The organism is Citrobacter sp. wls716, from assembly GCF_005280975.1.
Taxonomy (GTDB): Bacteria; Pseudomonadota; Gammaproteobacteria; order Enterobacterales; family Enterobacteriaceae; genus Citrobacter; species Citrobacter youngae.
Map to the genome: position 1 here is coordinate 44,721 of NZ_SZWX01000014.1, position 19,639 is coordinate 64,359.

17 protein-coding genes and 1 pseudogene are annotated in these 19,639 nt (G+C 54.1%); 3 read left to right on the plus strand and 15 right to left on the minus strand.

The window, feature by feature from the left end; all coding sequences use genetic code 11:
* Positions 1 to 3: 3 nt before the first annotated feature.
* The 4 genes from hcaB to hcaE are packed head-to-tail and all read right to left on the minus strand — an operon-like array spanning position 4 to position 3,009.
* Positions 4 to 816, minus strand: a complete 813-nt coding sequence (gene hcaB, locus FDX24_RS00885) for a 3-phenylpropionate-dihydrodiol/cinnamic acid-dihydrodiol dehydrogenase (protein ID WP_115601651.1) — start codon at positions 814 to 816, stop codon at positions 4 to 6.
* Positions 813 to 1,133: a 3-phenylpropionate/cinnamic acid dioxygenase ferredoxin subunit gene (gene hcaC, locus FDX24_RS00890; protein ID WP_061068352.1), complete on the minus strand. Its 321-nt coding sequence runs from the start codon at positions 1,131 to 1,133 to the stop codon at positions 813 to 815. Before hcaC ends, hcaB begins: the two co-directional genes overlap by 4 nt.
* Complete coding sequence (gene hcaF / locus FDX24_RS00895; protein ID WP_137363684.1) at positions 1,133 to 1,651, minus strand: 3-phenylpropionate/cinnamic acid dioxygenase subunit beta; 519 nt, start codon at positions 1,649 to 1,651, stop codon at positions 1,133 to 1,135. Before hcaF ends, hcaC begins: the two co-directional genes overlap by 1 nt.
* Positions 1,648 to 3,009: a 3-phenylpropionate/cinnamic acid dioxygenase subunit alpha gene (hcaE, locus tag FDX24_RS00900; RefSeq protein ID WP_137363685.1), complete on the minus strand. Its 1,362-nt coding sequence runs from the start codon at positions 3,007 to 3,009 to the stop codon at positions 1,648 to 1,650. Before hcaE ends, hcaF begins: the two co-directional genes overlap by 4 nt.
* Before the next feature lie 135 nt (positions 3,010 to 3,144).
* On the opposite strand from hcaE, the gene hcaR reads away from it, so the two are divergent.
* Positions 3,145 to 4,038, plus strand: coding sequence for a DNA-binding transcriptional regulator HcaR (hcaR, locus tag FDX24_RS00905; protein ID WP_061068350.1), 894 nt, complete (start codon positions 3,145 to 3,147; stop codon positions 4,036 to 4,038).
* Here the strand turns inward: hcaR and FDX24_RS00910 are convergent.
* The 4 genes from FDX24_RS00910 to FDX24_RS00925 all read right to left on the minus strand — a co-directional run bounded on the left by FDX24_RS00910 (position 4,025) and on the right by FDX24_RS00925 (position 8,998).
* Positions 4,025 to 5,092: a fimbrial protein gene (locus FDX24_RS00910; protein WP_071887373.1), complete on the minus strand. Its 1,068-nt coding sequence runs from the start codon at positions 5,090 to 5,092 to the stop codon at positions 4,025 to 4,027. The two genes, hcaR and FDX24_RS00910, sit on opposite strands and share 14 nt — an antisense overlap.
* A gap of 11 nt (positions 5,093 to 5,103) precedes the next feature.
* On the minus strand, positions 5,104 to 7,599 hold the full coding sequence (locus tag FDX24_RS00915) for a fimbria/pilus outer membrane usher protein (RefSeq protein WP_137363696.1): 2,496 nt from the start codon (positions 7,597 to 7,599) through the stop codon (positions 5,104 to 5,106).
* Positions 7,600 to 7,652: 53 nt separating this feature from the next.
* Positions 7,653 to 8,345: a molecular chaperone gene (locus FDX24_RS00920; protein WP_137363686.1), complete on the minus strand. Its 693-nt coding sequence runs from the start codon at positions 8,343 to 8,345 to the stop codon at positions 7,653 to 7,655.
* 80 nt (positions 8,346 to 8,425) lie between these two features.
* Entirely contained in the window at positions 8,426 to 8,998 is a 573-nt protein-coding gene (locus FDX24_RS00925; protein WP_115601656.1) for a fimbrial protein, read from the minus strand.
* A 447-nt stretch (positions 8,999 to 9,445) separates the two neighbouring features.
* Between FDX24_RS00925 and FDX24_RS00930 the strand changes: the two are divergent.
* Together FDX24_RS00930 and FDX24_RS00935 are read left to right on the plus strand one after the other, a co-directional pair.
* Positions 9,446 to 9,763, plus strand: a pseudogene (locus FDX24_RS00930) (aldose 1-epimerase); the annotation flags it as partial.
* An 88-nt stretch (positions 9,764 to 9,851) separates the two neighbouring features.
* Complete coding sequence (locus FDX24_RS00935; protein WP_048210912.1) at positions 9,852 to 11,000, plus strand: 3-phenylpropionate MFS transporter; 1,149 nt, start codon at positions 9,852 to 9,854, stop codon at positions 10,998 to 11,000.
* Here FDX24_RS00935 and csiE read toward each other — a convergent pair.
* The 7 genes from csiE to FDX24_RS00970 all read right to left on the minus strand — a co-directional run bounded on the left by csiE (position 10,995) and on the right by FDX24_RS00970 (position 19,381).
* Positions 10,995 to 12,272 carry a stationary phase inducible protein CsiE gene (gene csiE, locus FDX24_RS00940; RefSeq protein ID WP_137363687.1) on the minus strand — a complete coding sequence of 426 codons (1,278 nt, stop codon included), beginning with the start codon at positions 12,270 to 12,272 and terminating at the stop codon, positions 10,995 to 10,997. The genes FDX24_RS00935 and csiE overlap by 6 nt on opposite strands.
* Positions 12,273 to 12,595: 323 nt before the next feature.
* Positions 12,596 to 13,195, minus strand: a complete 600-nt coding sequence (locus FDX24_RS00945; RefSeq protein ID WP_137363688.1) for an SIS domain-containing protein — start codon at positions 13,193 to 13,195, stop codon at positions 12,596 to 12,598.
* Positions 13,192 to 14,829 carry an FGGY-family carbohydrate kinase gene (locus tag FDX24_RS00950; protein ID WP_003847100.1) on the minus strand — a complete coding sequence of 546 codons (1,638 nt, stop codon included), beginning with the start codon at positions 14,827 to 14,829 and terminating at the stop codon, positions 13,192 to 13,194. The genes FDX24_RS00945 and FDX24_RS00950 overlap by 4 nt, the downstream gene beginning before the upstream one ends.
* 17 nt (positions 14,830 to 14,846) lie before the next feature.
* Positions 14,847 to 15,800 carry an ABC transporter permease gene (locus FDX24_RS00955; protein ID WP_061068342.1) on the minus strand — a complete coding sequence of 318 codons (954 nt, stop codon included), beginning with the start codon at positions 15,798 to 15,800 and terminating at the stop codon, positions 14,847 to 14,849.
* A 1-nt stretch (position 15,801) separates the two neighbouring features.
* Positions 15,802 to 16,791 (minus strand): ABC transporter permease, encoded by a 990-nt coding sequence (locus tag FDX24_RS00960; RefSeq protein ID WP_003037661.1) that lies wholly within the window; start codon positions 16,789 to 16,791, stop codon positions 15,802 to 15,804.
* Complete coding sequence (locus tag FDX24_RS00965; protein ID WP_137363689.1) at positions 16,784 to 18,292, minus strand: sugar ABC transporter ATP-binding protein; 1,509 nt, start codon at positions 18,290 to 18,292, stop codon at positions 16,784 to 16,786. Before FDX24_RS00965 ends, FDX24_RS00960 begins: the two co-directional genes overlap by 8 nt.
* A 105-nt stretch (positions 18,293 to 18,397) precedes the next feature.
* Entirely contained in the window at positions 18,398 to 19,381 is a 984-nt protein-coding gene (locus FDX24_RS00970; RefSeq protein ID WP_137363690.1) for an autoinducer 2 ABC transporter substrate-binding protein, read from the minus strand.
* Positions 19,382 to 19,639 lie beyond the last annotated feature (258 nt).

Consider the following 19,639-nt stretch of genomic DNA (forward strand, 5'->3'; position numbering starts at 1 on the left):
TCCTCAGAGATCCAGACCAGCGGCGACGTGGCGAATACCGCGAATACCCAGCCCGGCATCGGCATTGATCATCACGCCGCTTAAGGTGCGGTTGTTGCGACGCGACGCCAGCATCACGTATGGCCCGGTAAAGTCGGCTGGGTCGGGGAAGAACTGGAGCGGCAGAATGGCGGCGATTTTCTCCGGCGTCAGTGACTGCATAATTGAGGTATCGCTTTGCCCCAGCGCCTGTGGGCCGCGCAGATCGGTGGCCATACCGCACGGACCGACGCCGTTCACCCGCACTTTAGGCGCCAGCTCGTAGGCCAACTGGCGAATCAGCCCGGTAGCCGCGTGCTTACTGGCGGTGTACAGCGGCCCGCCGCCGCCGGGATACCAGGCAGCGTTTGACAGGGTAAATATGATGCTGCCTTCGCTGGCGATCAGCGCCGGGGCACAGGCTTTCGCCCCCAGCAGATAACCCAGCACATTGACGTTAAATAACTCGTGAAAGCCGCTCTCCAGCGCTTCAGCAGAGGTGTTCACCAGCGTTGCGTTGTGATCCCAGATGCCCGCATTGCCAATAAAACAGTCCAGCTTGCCAAACACGGTGAGGATCTGATCGACCGCACGCTGATAGTCGGCGTAGCAGGTGACGTTGCCCTCTACCGCCAATACATGTTCGCCAAAACGCTGGCGCAGGCTGGCGACTTTGGCTGGCGACAGTTCGAGCGTAGCGACCTTCGCGCCTTCTTCAATAAAGCGCTCGACCAGCGCCAGGCCGAGGCCGGAACCGCCGCCGGTAATAAAAACCACGTTATCGCGTAAATCGCTCATCGGGCGTCCTCTGGAATATCAACAAATACATCGCTACCGTCCACATATACTGCGTAGGTGGTTAGCGGATCGGTGGCGGGCAGGCATAGCGCTTTGCCGGTTTTCAGACAAAAACTGGCCGCATGCAGCGGGCATTCCACGGTGGCATCGTCTTCCAGATAACCTTCCGACATCGAGGCGTTGCCGTGGCTACAGCGATCGTTAATGGCATAAAACTCGCCGCCAACATTGAACAGCGCGATGACGGGCGAGGTGTCGAGCCGGAGGGCTTCACCCTCCGGCAAATCCCCTACGGGGCAGGCATAAATACGACTCATCAGAACAGTACACTCAGGTTATGGGAGGTAATAACCGCCTGATCCAGCACGATCTCGCGCGCCAGTAGACGCCACTCATCGCCCGGCAAACGGCGCACTTTGTCTACGCGCATGCCGACGTAAAAGGTTTCATCGCGCTCTTTTTGCGCGCGATACAGCAGATAGTTGAGGCGCACGGCGAAGACGTCGGGCACGTCGGTTTCGCTGATTTGTAAGTTGTTAATCAGATGACGGGTACGCGACGGCGGTTCTTCCGCCCAGGCCATGCCGGTTTCCAGCCGCGCGATGCGGCGCTCAAGCTGGTCTTTGTTGTCGTTGAAAATCCAGGTGGTTGGTGGCTGCACGCCTTTGCGGCGGTCGCGCGTCTGGGCGTTGACCGTGGTACGCATGGTGTAGCGAATGTCGTCATCCAGCTGCGCCAGCCAGTCGCGAAACTGCCAGTCGTCCAGCAGACGCGCTTCTTCATACAGAAACTGGCTGATGCGATGATGCAGTTCGAGAGAAACTAAAGTGCTCATTTCATCACCTCCTGCTGGTACGCGGCGGTTTTCTCGTGCACGTCCTGCCAGCTTTCGCTGCTGAGCAAATCGGCCCAGCGTTGGTACATACCGCGCGCGGCGGTTTCCGAAAAGATGTAGTTGGTGATCCCCGGAATGCCGTCTTCACGACGTTTCTCCTGGCCAAGCCCCATTTCCAGACACAATTTCGTGTTGCGTGCGCGGTGGCCTTTGAGCAGTTTTTGAATTTCACACCAGTTTTCCGAGTCGTCCTGCTCCAGGAACCCGGCGGGGCCAAAAGCCCGCGTGGCGCTGTTTTCAAACGCGGCTTTCACTTCATCAGAGGCGGCTTTATCGGTAATACAGAACGCCCACACTTCAACCCGATCCGGCCCGCGCGGGTGCCAGACGCGCAGCGTGGCTGTACCGTTGAGCCAGGAAAGCGTAGGGAAAATGTTGTTGTGACCGGCCAGACGTAGGGCGCGAACTTTACCCAGACGCTGCTCGGCCTCTTCGTAGGTGTCGCGGTAGTAGCTGGAGACTTCACCGTCGACCCACACGTTGGCGTCCGGTTTCTCGGTAAAGAAGAAGCCGCTGCCGTGGCCGTCCTGGCCGAACTGTAGTGCATCTTTGGCGGTTTCCCACACCGGGCGGGCGGTCTGACCGTCGCCGAGGCGCTTATCGCTGCCGTCGTCTTTCGCCCCCAGCACCTGCACCGCAGAGGCATGGCTGAACAGCGCGTGATACTGGTCGCTGGCAAACTGTTCGGCGGGGAATTTCCAGTTGCAGTCGATGGTCCACTTCTGGACGCCTCCGACGATTTCGGTGCCACCTTCACGGCGGTCGAGCACGCCGTCGAGATACCAGGCGATGTCGCCGAGATAATCGCGCAGGTTTGGTGCGCTGGTATCCCAGTTGCCGAAAATCAGCCCTTTATAGCTCTCGACGCCAGGCACTTCGTTCAGTCCCCAATGCGATTTGCATAAACCTTGCGGATAAGCGCGCGGCTCCAGCGGGACGTCGATCAACTCGCCGTTAATACCGTAAGACCAGCCGTGATACGGGCAGGTGAAGGCGCGGGTATTGCCGCAGTCAGCGTAGCTGACGCGCATCGCGCGGTGGCGGCACTGGTTGAGAAACGCTTTAATGCTGCCGTCTTTCTGGCGAACCACCACCACCGCATCCTCGCCCATGTAGGTGTTAAAAAAATCACCGGGTTTGGGGATTTGGCTTTCGTGGGCGAGAAACAGCCAGCAGCGTCCGAAGATGCGTTCCAGCTCCAGTTGGTAAATTTCAGGGTCGGTATAAATTCGTGGGGTTACGCGACCGTTTTGCGTGTCGATCAGTTGGTAGATGTCTAAATTTGAGGGTGTGGTCATATTTTTTAATCCTGAAAGCTAAGATGTATTGACCTTCTTTTTATGTGCCCTAAGGATGTTGCTGGTTAGTTATCAATCTGTGAAATAGTAAATTTCTACCAGTTGATACATTTTTTCGATAACAAGGAGCAGGGCATGGAACTGAGGCACTTACGCTATTTTGTCGCGGTGGCGCAGGCGCTGAATTTCACCCGAGCGGCAGAAAAGTTGCATACCTCCCAGCCGTCGTTAAGCAGTCAGATCCGCGATCTGGAAACCTGCGTGGGCGTTCCGTTACTGGTGCGCGATAAGCGAAAAGTTGCGCTGACGGCGGCAGGAGAGTGCTTTTTACAGGATGCGTTGGCTATCCTCGAACAGGCAGAGAACGCGAAAATTCGCGCCCGTAAAACGGTGCAGGAAGATAATCATTTTACGATTGGTTTTGTTCCTTCAGCAGAGGTGAATCTGCTGCCTAAGGTGCTGCCTTTGTTTCGTTTAAAACAACCGGATACACACATTGAACTGGTGAGTCTGATAACCACCGAGCAGGAAGAGAAGATCCTGAGTGGGGAGCTGGATGTTGGTTTAATGCGCCATCCGGTTTACAGCCCGGAACTGGAGTATCTGGAGCTCATTCATGAGCCGCTGGTGGTAGTGCTACCGGTTAACCATCCGTTAGCCAGTGAAAAGGCGATATCGGCACAGCAACTGAACGGCGTCAATTTTGTCAGCACCGATCCCGCTTATTCCGGCGTATTAGCGAAGATTGTCAAAAACTGGTTTCAGCAGCAGAAAAGCCAGCCCAATATTGTGCAGGTGGCGACCAATATTCTGGTGACGATGAACCTGGTCGGTATGGGGCTGGGGGTCACTTTGATACCCGGTTATATGAATAATTTTAATACCGGACAGGTGGTTTTCCGGCCAATTATCGGCGATATCCCAACCATTTCGCTGCTGATGGCGTGGAAAAAAGGTGACCTGAAACCCGCCCTGCGCGATTTTATCGAGCTGGCGCAGCGGCCAGCCGAGTGCGCTACTTTACAATAACGGTAATGGTTGCTGTGCCGCTATATTTTCCCGGTGACAGCGTGCCGCCCACCATGTTTATCGGCCACGCTTCCAGGCTGATGGCACCCTGACCTGAAGAATCGAGGCTGAGCAACCCATTAGTAAAGGGGATCATCTGGGAGCCATCACGTGACATTTGTATACCGACATCCGGGACGTTGTCCGTTTCACGGCGACGGGCGACCAACGTGTACTGGTTAACGACATCGTTGCTATCAATCTGCATTTCCATATCATTACCCATTTCTGATGTGTCGCCGCAATCGTAACGAATTTCAAATTTAACCGGCGTGTAGCCGTCTGGCATCCTGTCCTTTGTCGTAAAACGGCTGACATTGATAAAGCCGAGATCGACTCGAATGATGTCTCCCTGGTTGATTTTACAATTTTGCGGCACGGTAATGCTCCCTTGAATGCGCAGTTCGGCAATATCTTGTAGCGTACTCAAGGATGGTGGGGTGGTGTTGGTGCTCCATCCGGCACGTACTGAAGCGACGAGTGTGTCCGGGATCACGAGCTCGCCCAGGAAGGGTTTGGTGACGTAAAACGTCAAACGGGTATTGGCACCAATTGTCACAGGCGCGGCTCGGGTATCCGCCGGATCGGCCGCGCAGACGCTGCCGTTGCTACCACCGCTTTGGTAGGCACCACTCTCTCTGATGGCTTGCGTATTCAGTGGGGTGACACCGGTAACGCCAGGAATATCGTCGACTTCAGTTTGAATATCCAGATTGTTGTTCAGGCGGTAATAACCACCTACTTTGCCAGTTTGTGAGAGGCCGCTGGTTACCGTATAAAACAGGCCCACCTTGGTATTTGCCTCGCAGGTACACTCTATCTGGTAGGCGTTGCCCGTGAGCGGTGTCGGCAGTTCCAGGGTGCGGCCAGTGACATTCTGATCTTGCGTCCAGTCGCTGGACACATTGGCGCTAAAACTGCCTTTCGCCGAGCAGGCGCCAGTGATCGCATAGCCTGCGGGGGAAAAAAGCGCGAGCAGCACGACGCTTGCAGCGGTAGAAATTCCATTTCTCATCCACATCTTCCTTATCGACATTGTGCGTTGCCATTTTGTATTGAAGTGCCGCGGCTGACACTTTCCGGCAGGCTAAAGGTGAACTGACACTGCTGATCGGGTTGGTTGCCCCAACGCACAGACCAGATTTGCGGCTGATTGTTCACACCGCTGATATACAACACACCGCCGTCATCAACAATACTTTGCTGGGTCTGGCTGCTGGCGATGGCGCCAAAAGGGAGTGCGTTACCCTGACCATCGGTGAGTTTTAGCAGTACGCGGTAACCCGTACGAGCAAGGAACTGGGCGGCGACGGCGGCGCCTCGATTAGGCACAACGGTGCGCACTGTTTCGGTTACGTCAACGTTATCCGGCATCTGCGTAGTATCGATCGATATCGCATTTTCCTGGTAAGCGGTCAGGAAGGGAATCACGGCATAGCCGAAATGGTCGGTGGCAATGCCGGGGTAGTTTTTCACCCGGATACCGGCAGCGCCGTTGGCATCTACCAGCGCAAAGGCATTGCCCAAAGGCTGTGAAAGGGTCACGCCGTGGCGGTGGACAACAATACCTCCGGAAAGACCATAGCTCAATTGCCGGCTATCGGCGCTGTAATCATAGCCAGCGTTGGCGGTGCCAAAAGCAGAACGATAGCTGCCGTAAAGGCTGCTGCTTTTGTTGCCGCCTCCTTCGCTTTGTCGTTGTTTCAGGTTATAGCTCAGGCGGCCATCGTCCAGCAGAGAGCCGTTAATGCCCACTTCGTGCTCAGTAGGACGATCGCGCTGATCGGTGGTCCTCCACGTGGCCTGTGTATGGGATAGCCAGCGATCTAGCGGTATGCTCAGGCTGAGCGATAGCGTGCGATCGTTTTCGTGGTCCTGAGAGTCGGTGAACTGGCCGCTCAGGTTATAGCTGACTCCCCATAGGTTACCGTTCAGGCCAATAGACAGGTTTTTATCCTGCTGCCCGCGGTCCCAGTATTCTTGCTGTGAGCCTGAAGCATAAAAGCTGATGCCTGTTAGCAGTGACTGGTTGAACGTAAATTGAGCCTCGCTGCGCAGGCGATCGTCGGCACGGATATCCTTCTGATTGGCGTCGGAAAAGTTGAAATAGCCACTGCTGGTATAGCGATAATAGCTTAGCGACACGCTGGTGCCGCTTTCGAGGATATCTTTAATGTACTGTGTACGCCAGCTATAACCATGATAACGACCATCCGTATTCAACTGGGTATCTGCATGGCTCAGATCTGTCGACACCGCCCCGAGTACGCCAAGCGTTGAGCCAAGACCCAGCGCTAAAGCCTGGTAATCCTGCGAGGCATTCAGACCACCATACAGCGTAATGGCGTTGCTCAGGCCATAGCTGGCGGTACTTTCAAGAAACTCGGGTTCATTGCTGTCCTGCGACGTTGGGGCGCGAAAACGCCCAGCAGTGACGCTGTATTTAAGGTATCCGGGTCTTTGCATTTGCGGCAGCGCAGAGAAGGGTTGGACGAAGTGCCTTACCGTACCGTCAGCTTCCTCAATCGTGACATCGAGATCGCCACTAAAGGAGGAAGGGTAGAGGTCGTTGATTTCAAAGGCCCCAGCCGGCACGTTGCTTTGATAAAGGGTGTAGCCGTTTTGCTGTATTGTGACGATAGCGCTTGAGTGTGCGATGCCACGAATCGTTGGCGCAAAGCCACGTTGGCTGTTTGGTAACATGGTTTCGTCGGAAAAGAGACGTGCTCCCGTGAACTGATAACTTGAGAACACGGTGCCTTCAGTTGCGCTTTCTCCTACTATCAGCTGTGATTTCAGGCTTTTAATATCTCGTTGTAGCCAGCTATTAATGCTATCCCAATGCGCATCACTGTCGTTGTGTGTCCAGGTCGAGTAGTTACGTAGCCTCCAGGGACCAAGGTTGACACCGTTTTGCATATTCAGATACTGGTGCTGATTGCTATCACCGTCATACTGATTTTGCGAACCGCTAAACGTGTAGTGGGTGAACAGAACCGGTATGCCATCGTCCCAGCGAGAAGGGGCAACGTAGCCGCGAGCATCGCGGTACAGCGCTATCTGGGGCACGCTTAGGTTCAGTCTGCCGTGGTTGATATCAAACTCCGAGACGGTGCCAGGAATGGCCTGCGCCAGGTTGCCGATCGTCGTAAGGTCATCCAGCTTTTCGAGCTGTGGATAATTTTCAATTTTCACGCCCAACTCGCGCAGTTGTTCAAGGGTTAGCTGGGGAATTAACTGGTGATTTTTATCTGCAATAAATGGGATTTTTCGCTGTACGATTTTCTTTTTATTAACATAAATATCAACGATATATTCTCCTGGGAGCTGTGAATTCTCCTGAGAGAAAACGGAAAGATCGACCGACGACTGACCACTTTTTTCTGTTTCCAGAAGCGTTGGGTCAAAGTAGAAGACATCGGCTCTGGCATGGACAGATGCCAGACATCCGCTGACGATTGCGCAATGCAGCCACAAGGCGAGTGGTTTAATTTCTGAAAAATGTGGCGTTGATTGCACCATATCGCTTTTCATTCCCTGAGAGCTAACGTCGTAAGTTGGCTGTAAGACGCGATTTATTGCAGCGTCCTGGTTTCCGTCTGGCTAGTTCCGCCGTAGTCGTTTATTGCAGCCCACTGCACCGTCTTTCCTGCCAGACCCGGTACTGCCAACTGTTTATGCTCGCCAGGTGCGATCCGCTCTATGTTGTTGGTCAGATCGGTTTTATCCAGCATCAATCCCGCGAAGACCACGTAATAAGCAGATGGGTTATAGATGTCTAACTTATTATTGCTATATTTATATTCGAGTAATTTATAGGCGTCATAGGGCTTCCCTACCAGGCTGCTCGGACGGTAGAAGAGCTTAATTCGGGTTTTAAATACCAGCGTCAGCATATTATTTTCGACGCTATCGGATTGTTGTGTTGCCGGAATGGCGCGTACGTTAATAAAAAACAGGGATTCTTTATCTTTAGCTATATCATCAGATGTCTTTATTATTCTCAATGATGAATTATTGCCTGCATTCAGGCGAAATAGCGGTGGCGTCATAATAAAGGGACCACGGGCTGTCCCTTGTTCATTGTCGACCCAGGATTGCAGTAAATAGGGCAGACTTTCACTGTGATTAGTCACGGATAGCGCGGCTTCTTTCTTCCCTGCGTCATAAATGACGCGGGTTCTTTCCAGTACAATTCCGCCAGCGAAATTTTGGCAGGACCAGCCGCTCAGCAGTAATGTCAGCGCAAATGCTGTGATTTTTTTCATCTCGGTTATCCTTAACCTGGCGTCAGAAACCACTTCTTTCCCCGTCTATGGAAAGAAGGGAAAGAGATGGTAGATGGCAATCAGCGATAGTCGATGGTGACATCAACAGTGGCGTTTGCTTCCCCTGGGGTGATGGCAGAAGAATCGACGGTGGAAACGTAGTAGGCCTGTAGCCCTACCGTAGTTGTGCCGTCGGCTTCAGGTGTAAAGCTGATTTTCGGATCGGTAAGCTTATTCAGCGACATTTGTTTCCCGTCGATGGCTCTGTCGATTCGAATACCTACACCCGTTGCAGGAACATCGAGACTGTTGACGGCAATCAGGTTTTCGTTGCCCGCAACGGTACCGCCGCTACGCGTTTCTAACCACATCTGGAATGAGTTGTCCGTATTGCCATCAAGGTGTTTCCACGGCGTTGTTGGGCAGTTTTTCAGTGGAATATCGACCGGAATAGCCGGAGAACGATCGCCAACGCTTTTAAATTGTTTGGCGGCGTAGTGGCCTAATTCGACGTTGATCGTATCACCGTTGGCAAATTCACAGGTGCTGGTTAAAATCTCGCCTGTAAATTCAATGGTGCCGTCCGTCGCCCATGCGCTTCCCGCAGAAAGCGCAAGTAAACCGACGGCGATTGATTTCACTACTTTTTTCATTAAAGTACCTCTTTCTTCCATGCGTTATATTAATGAATGATGACAATTAAAATTGTTTAACTATTTTAATAACTTTAGTTACCTTGAATGATATTGAATGTATTCCAGTTCTGGTATTGCTTAAGGTGATTTTCAGAATTTGTTTATGGATAATTAATATATTATTACTTGTTCTGCTAATTTATTATTGATTGTGCAGATGTGTTTTGTTTGTGAATTATTTTTGCTTTTCTATATATATACTATCTATTTCAGAAACGTATTAGCTCGTATAGGTGCAATTCTTCGAGTGCCCTCGACAACGGGAGGAACCAAGGTTTGCACTCCACGGCTGGTTGGTGGGCGATGCTGCAAAGCGTGGTCTGGCAGCGCGACGTGAACCAGCAGATGATCGCTTACAGAGACGGGTGGCGATTTAGTGGGGGGGCGTTTCTGACACGATTGCAGCATCTGCCGCTGGAATGGCAACGTGTCATTCCACCAGCGGCGGATTTCATGCGCGCGCAATACGGTGAGGATAGCTGGCTGAACGTCGGCTATTCCGGCTGGAGCGGACGGGCTGTTATTCAGCGAGATGTGATGAGAGTCACGATTTTAGCGCAAACTCCATGGTTGATGCTGTTCAGAATGTCGGGTGAGCCGTTTCTGTGTCTGGATCCGCAGACGCATCCGGTGAATGCCCACCACATGCAGGGGCAGCCGGGGTTACAGGTTTTAGCGCAGGGTGAACGCTGCCATTTTGCGATGCAAATTTGCGTCGAATAGGGCAAAAATCATGTTATCTGCGTGTTAATGCTCACTTGCGCCAGCCTGCGTTTGTCGCCAGACTATCGCCACCAAACGGGAGGGATTCATGGCTTTGCATTCCACGCGCTGGCTGGCGCTCGGTTATTTCACCTACTTCTTTAGCTACGGTATTTTTCTGCCTTTCTGGAGCGTTTGGCTCGAAGGGCTGGGGCTGACGCCGGAAACCATCGGTTTACTGCTGGGCGCGGGGCTGATTGCCCGTTTTCTCGGTAGCTTGCTGATCGCACCGCGTGTGAGCGATCCCTCTCGGCTGATCTCAGCGTTACGTATTCTGGCCTTGTTGACGTTGGTGTTTGCACTGGCCTTCTGGGCGGGGACCAACGTGGCGTGGCTGATGGTGGTGATGGTCGGCTTTAACCTGTTTTTCTCGCCGCTGGTGCCGCTGACCGACGCACTGGCCAACACCTGGCAAAAACAGATAACCATGGATTACGGTCGGGTGCGACTGTGGGGATCCGTGGCCTTTGTGATCGGCTCTGCGTTGACCGGCAAACTGGTGAGCCTGTTCGACTATCGGATTATCCTGGTCCTGCTATCGCTTGGCGTTGCATCAATGCTGCTGGGGATGATGATCCGCCCAAGCGTACAGCCAGCGGGGGAGAACCGTCAGCAGGAGAGCGCGGGATGGCCCGCCTGGCGCGCGCTAATAACCCAAAGCTGGCGTTTTCTGGCCTGCGTGAGTCTGCTGCAGGGCGCACATGCCGCTTATTACGGTTTCAGCGCCATTTACTGGCAGTCTGCCGGTTATTCCGCTTCGGCGGTGGGCTATTTATGGTCATTAGGCGTGGTGGCGGAAGTGATTATTTTTGCGCTCAGCCACAAGCTGTTCCGCCGCTTTAGCGCTCGCGATCTTCTGCTGCTTTCCGCCGTTTGCGGCGTCGCGCGTTGGGGGCTGATGGGCTGGAGCACAGAGCTGCCGTGGCTGATTGTGGTGCAAATCCTGCATTGCGGCACGTTTACCGTCTGCCACCTGGCGGCGATGCGTTACATTGCTGCGCGACAGGGCAGCGAAGTGATTCGTCTCCAGGCGGTGTACTCGGCGGTGGCGATGGGCGGCAGCATTGCCATCATGACCGTATTCGCAGGATACCTGTACCAGAATCTGGGCAGCGGCGTATTCTGGGTGATGGCGCTGGTGGCGCTCCCGGCAATCTTTCTGCGCCCGAAGGTGGCGGCGCAGCCTGCGATGTTATGATTCGAGGATTTTGCGGATCTGCTGCTGTTGATGCGGCGTAAGCGCCAGATCCGCATGAATCAGCGGGGGAGAAAACAGCGGTAGCGGCGTGGTGTATGGCGTAATAATCAGCGTTACGCCACGCGGGGCTCCCTCTTTTTGAAAATCCTGCATCGGCATATGCTTTACGTTGAGCGGCAGCAGCGTCAGTTCGCGCAGCTGTTGCTCTATATGCGCTTCAAGTTGTTCGTTACTACCGGTCAGCAGGATAATCTGCTTCTCGTGCAAATCCTTTTCCTGCATCAGCCAGGCACCGAAAATAACCGCAACCAGGCCGATCTCTTCTTCTGAAAACTGCACGTCGTATTCCGCTTCGAAGCCGTGTATTGCCTCACGGGTGGTACGTACCAGCCGGGGATAAAGTCGGCTGAACTCCTCCGGGAGCGTGTTATCAATGCCAATGGCGAATAAGCTACGGTTAAGCGCCTGGGCAAGGTGAATATAAAGCTGATCGTGCAGTCCTTGCTCGTCGCTGAAGCGCACGTTGCCATACTCGCGAAAACGCAGCACCAGCCGCGCAATAGCAAGGCGCAGGCGGCGATCCTGCTGGTGATTATCGCGGATAGGATCGGGGATGCGGATCATGGAGAATAACAACGCCATAAACAGCGATTCGCCCAGCGGCGCACGTTGCATGACGTGGCGCTGCCAGTGGCGGCCAATTTCCTCGGCGAGCGGATACTCAGCGCAGGATTGCGCCCACCGTTGCTGGAGTGGATTAAACTCCGGGGTGATCCCCGCGTGGTGCTGTAGCAGGCAATATTGTAAATACAGGCGCAGGAACTGGATGTCACGACACTCAAACGGCTTCTGTAAGCGCCGAGAGCACAGATTGATGAGCGCATGCAGATTGGTGTCGTCATACAGCGTACGTGCAATACCTTGTTGTTTCAGCTCCATTTTTAATGCGGGCGTGAAATGCTGGGCGATAAAAGTCGGGCAAATTCGCAAACCACGACGCAGCCACTGCAACAGACACAGACGCTGATTTAGCGGGGTTCCTTCGATCGCATAGCCACCATTCTGCGCGGTGGCTATCGTGAGCCGGTGATAGCGCTGGATTTCGAGCCCTGCGCCAATAATATCTTCCTGAACCGTGGCATCATCGACACCGTTGAGGCTGCTGAAGGTTTGTGTAGTAGCGATTTGCCCCGGCAGGAAAAGCGTCAGCAGTACCTGGCAACGGCGCTGGGGAGCGGAAAGTACAGATGGTGGAGCAAGCGTTGACATCATCTGTAGGGTCTCCCGTAAGTATGTTTGATAAGAATAGCTAAAGTTTGATCATAGATTTGAAGAATGGAATGCTTTCCACCAGGAATGCTGGAGGGCGTCACAGAATTTTTCACGTGCGGATCAGATAGCGGGAGTGGAACGCAGCGCGTTAATCCGCTTTTTCACTGTTTTATCTTTTGTTGAGATATAAAAAAATGCCAGAGGGGGGAATGCTGGCGGAGGGAGGTATGAACATGCTATCGCAGAGAAGTGAAAAACCTAAAGTGAACGTAGCAATACGACGGAGGCAACAGATTCATTACCTCCGTAACAGTTGTCTGGCGTTACTGCTCACGACTCAGCGTTAATCCCACATCGCCGCCCGGATGTACCGCCAGCAGCGTTTCCTTTGAGTAGCCGCTTTCGCTCATCAGACAGGCGCAGGCGGCGTCAAAGATAGCCAGCACCAGTAAAATTGAGGTAGTGGCTAACATGTTCAGCGGGTCGGCCTCTCGCTGAACGCCGGTGGAAATCACCAGCCTCGACGCTTTAGCGATGGCTGAATCCGCGTTTTCAGTCATGCTCAGGATGGGCACATTTCTCGCAGCCAGTCCGGGCAGCAGCCGGGTGAGCTCGTCCGAATTGCCCCCGCGCGACAGCATAATCACCAGGTCGTCGGCGCGTAAAAAACCGAGATCGCCATGCGCTGCGTCCGTCGCGTTGAGGTAAATCGCCGGACGTTCCACGCAGGCCAGCATATGCGCGACTTTACGCGCTGCAATGCCAGAGGTACCGACGCCGGTGACGACGACTTTGCCCTGACAACCGCGCAGCTCCGCCATCAGCGACTGCCAGACAGGTTCAGTCAGATGCTGCCCCAGACCCGCCAGGGCATCGCTATAGAGCTGGAATACGCCGCTGGCCTGAGACCAGGAGTTACTCATGCGTCCTCCTGCATCAACTGGCGGTATTTCATATGATCCTGATACATCTCGTGGAATACCCGATATTTGCGATCGTAGTACTGCTTAATGCGATTGGTCTGCGGGGTGACCGTTTTACCTATCCGGCTCATCGCCGACATTGCTTCCGGGAAGGTATCGAACACGCCCGCGGCGATAGTTCCCATCATGGCGCCGCCCAGCAGCATGGCTTCGCTCTCTTCAGGCAGCAGCATCGCACAGCCGGTGGCGTTGGCATGCTCCTGAACGAAGATCGGGTTTTTCGTCCCGCCGCCGCTGGCCATAATGGTATCGATGGTGTAGCCGCTTTGATTCATCGTTTCAATGATATGACGGGTTCCCAGCGCAATGGCCTGGATGGTCGCGAGGTACTGTAACGCCATATCTTCCGGCGTGCGCGACAGCTTCAGTCCGGTGATAGCGCCTGTGAGCGTTGGGTTGGCGCGCGGTGAACGGTTGCCGTGGAAATAGGGCAGGATGTGCATGTCACGGGTTAAAAATGCGATATCTTCCGGCTCACCGGCCATTTTACGCAGCAGCGCATTCAGCACTTCATAAATGGTCTGCCCTTGAGATTTCGCCTGGGTCAACAAGGTTTCGTAACAAGGATGCGACTGAATAACGTGGTCGATTAACGCCCCTGTTGCCGACTGTCCACCTTCGTTAAGCCAGTATTCTGGCAGCACTGCTGAGTAGTAAGGACCCCAAACGCCGCCGATAAAACGCGGCTCTTTGGAAATCGCCATGTGTCCGGTAGAGGTGCCGCCAATCAGCGCGACGCGGCGATCGAAATCCGCCACCTCGCCGGAGACACCGCTCGCGCCGAGCGTGCCGAGCGTACCGGCGTGGGCATCGATGATCGAGACGCTGACCGCGGTCCCCGGAATCAGCCCCATTTCGCTGGCGGCGCGTGCGGACAGCCCGTGACCGAGCGGTTCGCCCATGGTTTTCACGTAGCGACCAATTTTGGCGGCATCATGTTCCAGCAAGTCTTCCAGCCCAATCTGGCGGAAATAGCTGGCATCCCATTTGTCTTCATGGCCCATATAGGTCCATTTACACACCGTCGAGCACAGTGAGCGCGTGTCATCGCCCGTTGCGCGCCAGGTCAGGAAATCGGGCAGGTCAAAGTAGTATCCCGCATTGGCCCAGGTGTTGGGCATATGTTGCTTCAGCCACAGCAGTTTGGGCGTTTGCATTTCCGGGGAGATAATACCGCCAACGTAGTCCAGCACCCGATGATGCAGGGCGTTAATGCGCTCAGCCTGAGTAATGGCGCGGTGATCCATCCACACAATGATATTCTGTTCGCTGCGCCCGGACGGGCTAATGGTCAGCGGTTTACCTTCTTTATCCAACACCACCAGTGAACAGGTCGCGTCAAAGCCCAGACCTTTCACCTGGATAGGGTTGATATCTGACTGGTTAATCGCATCGCGAACCGCGTTACACACTGCCTGCCAGATGTTATCGGAAGACTGCTCAACAAAATCGGCCTGCGGGCGGTAAATCTCGATGGCCCGACTGGCCTGTCCGACCATTCTGCCGTTGAGATCAAACACGCCAGCACGGGCGCTTCCGGTTCCGACATCCACACCAATAAAGTAACTTGCCATAATTTTTTCTCCTGAAATCAGGCTTTACGATTCTGTAATGCGATAAAGAGGATCAGCACCGCGCCCCACAGCGCCATCGTCAGATAGCTGCTGACCCCCAGCAAGTTAAGGCCGCTTTCCAGCATTTGCAGCACAATCAGCGCCAGGACCAGGCCGATAATGCGTCCGAAGCCGCCATCCGGATTGATGCCGCCGAGTACGGAGGCAAGGATGGTGACCAGCAGGTAGGACTCACCGTATCCGGCTTTTGCCGAGTTAAATTTCGCCATCATCAGAATGGCGGCGACCCAGCCGAGCAGGGCTGAAATCACGTACACGGAAATTTGTACCCGTACGGTATTCACACCACTGTAGCGGGTAGCCTGTTCATTGGAGCCGACGAGATAAAGACTGCGCCCCAGCGTGGTGTGCTCCAGCAGTACCCATAGCAGGATTGCCACCAGGAAAAAGAGCAACAGCGCCACCGGAATACCCACAATTGTGGCGTTGCCAAGGTACTGAATGGCGGTCGGGAAACCCGAAATCACCGTCCCGTTGGAGAGCAGAATATTCAGCCCGGAGATAAGTGTCATCGTGCCGAGGGTGGCGAGAATCGGTGAGACGCCGACCCAGGCAATCAGCGCGCCGTTGAGCGTACCGATAGCCACCGCCACGGCTGCGCCTGCCAGCAGCGCCAGCACCAGAAACAGCGGGTTATCCGGATGGGTAACGATAATCGCTGCCATTACCAGCGAGCAGGCGTTCGCCCCGGCAATAATTGACAGGTTAATGCCGCCGGTCAGCATGGTCATACCCATCCCGAGGGCCAGCATGCCGAGGATCGGTAACTGTGAGCCTATCGACTGGAAGTTAGCGACGCTAAAAAAACGGCTGCCAAGCAGGGCTGAGAAGACCAGGGCGACGACCACAATAATGACGCATTGCAGACGAATGATGGCATCACCGGGTAAAAATCTGGCGATTGTTTTCATCTCAAAGCTCCCTTGCCAGTTTGCGTTTTTCGTTCCAGGCCGTGGCACTGATGCTGACCAGGATAATGGCGCCGCTGAATACGGTGTGCCAGTAAGAGGAGACGCTGAGCAGCGTCAGACCATTTTGTAAGAAGGCGAGCAAGACAACGCCGAGCAGGGTTCCGGTCAACGTACCGCGCCCGCCGCTCATGCTGGTTCCGCCGAGTACGACCGCCGCCAGCACCGTCAGCTCAAAGCCGAGCAGCGAATTGGGTGCAACTGACTGGGTGATTTGCGCCTGAACCACGGCCGCAACACCTGCCAGAATGCCCATATAGCCATACACGTAGAAATGCAGCTTCAGCAGATTCAGCCCCAGGCGTGAGGCCGCGTCGCGGTTGCCGCCCATGGCGTAAACCTGACGGCCAAGACGGGTATAGTTCATCAGCACTGCGGTAAAGACGATCACCGCCGCCAGGCACAGCAGGGGCAGGGTCAGGCCGTAGTCGTAGCCATCTGCCGCGGTGAAGGAGAACCAGTTAATGCCGTTCATAAACCAGTCAGGGAAACCGTACAGCCAGGTGCCTTTGGTGGCGTAAACCAGAAGGCCGTAGTAGACGTTCAGCGTGGCGATGGTAATGATGATTGCCGGAACGCGCAGCCAGTAGACCAGGAAGCCATTAATCAGTCCAAGCAGCAGGCCCACCGCAATCGCAATGGTTAATGCCAGTGCGAAGTTGCCGCCGTGGCCGATCACCCAACTGGCCATCGCATACTGGGCAATCGCGGTCATCGCCGGAAATGAGATATCGATCCCACCGGAAATCAGCACCACAAACAACCCGCAGGCAAGAATGCCGAGAATCGCGTAGCTGGTGGCCACATCTGTCAGATTGCCGAGCGAGAGGAACTCATCGGTGCTGACACTTAGCCCAACCGCGAGCGCTACGACCAGCAGGCCCAGCCAGAATTCATGTTGTCCGATTAAACGGGACAGATGCATCTTATTCATTGATTACCTCGACCACTTCAGCAATCTCCTCTTCACGGCAGTGATGAGGATTAAATTCCGCCACCAGTCTGCCGCGACGCATCACCAGCACGCGGTGGCTGTTGTAATATGCTTCCGGAATTTCATCGCAAATCATCAGCACCGCCATACCTTGTTCCGCCAAATCGCGGGCTATCTGGTAAATGCCCTCTTTGTTGGCGATATCCACGCCGACGGTAGGCGAGTCGAGGATCAGGATGCGGGGATTGGTCGCCACCCATTTGGCAATGGCGATACGCTGGGCATTGCCGCCGGAAAGGGTTTTGACCGGCAGGTGCGGATCGGACACTTTGATATTCAGTTCGCGGATTAAATCGGCGACCAGCTTTTGCGCTTTACGATGATCGAGCAAGCCGCTACCGGTGTGCAGTTGATCAAACACCGTGACGATGGTGTTGTCGTAAATCGACTGCTCCATGATCAGCCCCTGCGTCAGGCGATCTTCTGAGACGTAGCCGATCCCGTGCTTAATGGCGTCGTGGTTATTATGAAGCGTGACCGGCTGACCGTTAATACGCATCTCGCCGCTTTCCGGGTGCGTCATGCCAAACAGGCTCAAACAAAGCTCGGTACGCCCGGCGCCCAACAGGCCGACAATCGAGACAATCTCGCCGCCATGCAGCGACAGATTGATGTTCTGGTATTTGCCTCTGCGGCTTAGGTTGCGCAGCTCCAGCAGGGGGGCTCGATCGTCGAATGATTTCTCCGGCAGCGGGCTGTAGTGGAAGCGCTGTCCGGTCATCAGGAAGGCCAGCTCGTGACTGTCCAGTTCGCTGGCAGGATATGTGCCCACCAGTTTGCCGTCGCGCATCACGCTGATGCGGTCTGCCACTTCCATTACTTCATCCAGACGATGGCTGACAAACACCACGCAAATGCCGGCCGCTTTCAGTTCGTTAACCACCTTCAGCAGGCCATTGACCTCCTGACGGGTCAGCGAGGCGGTGGGCTCGTCCATAATCACCAGGCGCGCGTCGGCGGCAATTGCCCGACAAATAGCGACCAGCTGTCGGTCGGCAATCGAGAGTTTTTCAACTTTTTTATCGGGATCGATATTCACCCCGATACGCTTCATGGCGGCCAGCGCCTGCTGTTTCATGGCTCCGCGACGCACCCAGATATCGCCGCCGGGAAGGTAGCGGTTAACCGCAATATTTTCCGCGACGCTAAAGTTGGGGAACAACGACAGGTCCTGGTAGATAACCTGAATGCCGTAGTGGGACGAAAGCTGCGGCGTCAGGTGATGGAACAGTTTGCCATCGAGTAAAATCTGCGCGCCTTTTTCCGGGTGATATACCCCGGAGATCACTTTAATAATGGTGCTTTTACCACAGCCGTTTTGACCCGCCAGACAGTGAACTTCGCCTTTTCTCAGCGTCAGATTCACGTTATCCAGCGCCAGCACGCCCGGGAATTGTTTGCTGATATTCTCAAGAGTGATAAATGCGGTGGTGTCTGTCATGGACAATACCCCTGCGAGCGCCCTGACGGACGCTGAGTGTTAAGTTTGGTTGATAGCGCCGACCAGACGGTCGGCGTTATGGTTTCCCTGGTGTTGGCAAAAGCCTTAGAAACCGAGTGACTGTGCGTTGTCTTTGGTGACTTCGAGGATCTTGTTAAAGCGGATCACTTTCTTCTCCGTGTCGATATCGGCTTTCCCTAAACCGTCGATACTCAGATCTGCATTGACTTCTTTGCCCTGCAACAGCTGATCGGCAACCGTTACCAGCGCATAGCCCGCATCTTTTGGATCCCACAGCAGCGCTTTTTTGATATCACCGCGCATCAGGTAAGGCGCAGCCTGTGCTGGCATGGCGATCCCGACAACGGCGATCTTATCTTTGGCGCGTTTTTTCTGCACAGCCTGACCCGCACCAATTGGACCCAGTGAGCCGAAGCCGATAATGCCCTTCATCTGCGGATAGGTTTTCATCAGATCCAGCGTTGTGGCGTAGGATTTATCGATGCTTTCCGCGACCGGCAGGCGTGAAGTGACCTCGAACATTTCCGGATATTTTTCTTTCTGGTACTTAATTGCATAATCCGCCCACGCGTTATGCAGTGGGACCGTCAGCGAGCCGACATAAATGGCGTAACCCCCTTTGCCGCCTATGTTTTTTGCTAGCTCATCAACGTTGGCCTGCGCGTATTTTTCACTGTCGATGGTTTCGATATCCCACTGACCGATTTGCTCGTCCGGGGATTCGTGCGTCAGGACCACAATGCCTTTCTCGCGCGCTTTTTTCAGTACCGGCTCAAGAACCTTGGCATCGTTTGGTACCACGATGATTGCGTTGACGTTTTTGGCGATCAGATCCTCAATCACTTTGACCTGCTGTGCCGGGTCCGGCGTAGACGGACCGGTCTGGTAAGCGTTCACATCCAGTTTTTTTGCTGCTTCGTTAACACCGGTTTCCATGCGGTTAAACCAGGGAATACCGGTGACTTTGGCAACCACAGCAATTTCATATTTTTCCGCCGCAAAGGACGTGCCGGACAACATGCATGCAGAAACCAGGGTTGCACTGAGTAATGCGAGTTTGAATTTCATAGTTGTACCTTTCGTAGGGGGCAGGACATGTCACGGCGTGAAGTTAACAACGAATGGAAGAGGGAATGAATTATAAGTTTGGAGAATGTGATATATGCCCATTATTGTTAATTTATGGAAATAAAGTGGTTAATAATTGGTTAAATTTACATGATTTTAGATTCAGGCATTCAAATTAAGTGTTAATAAAACATTAAAATGAAACCGTTAATTAACATTTTCTTATCATTTAACTTAAGATTTGACGCCGAAAAGGTG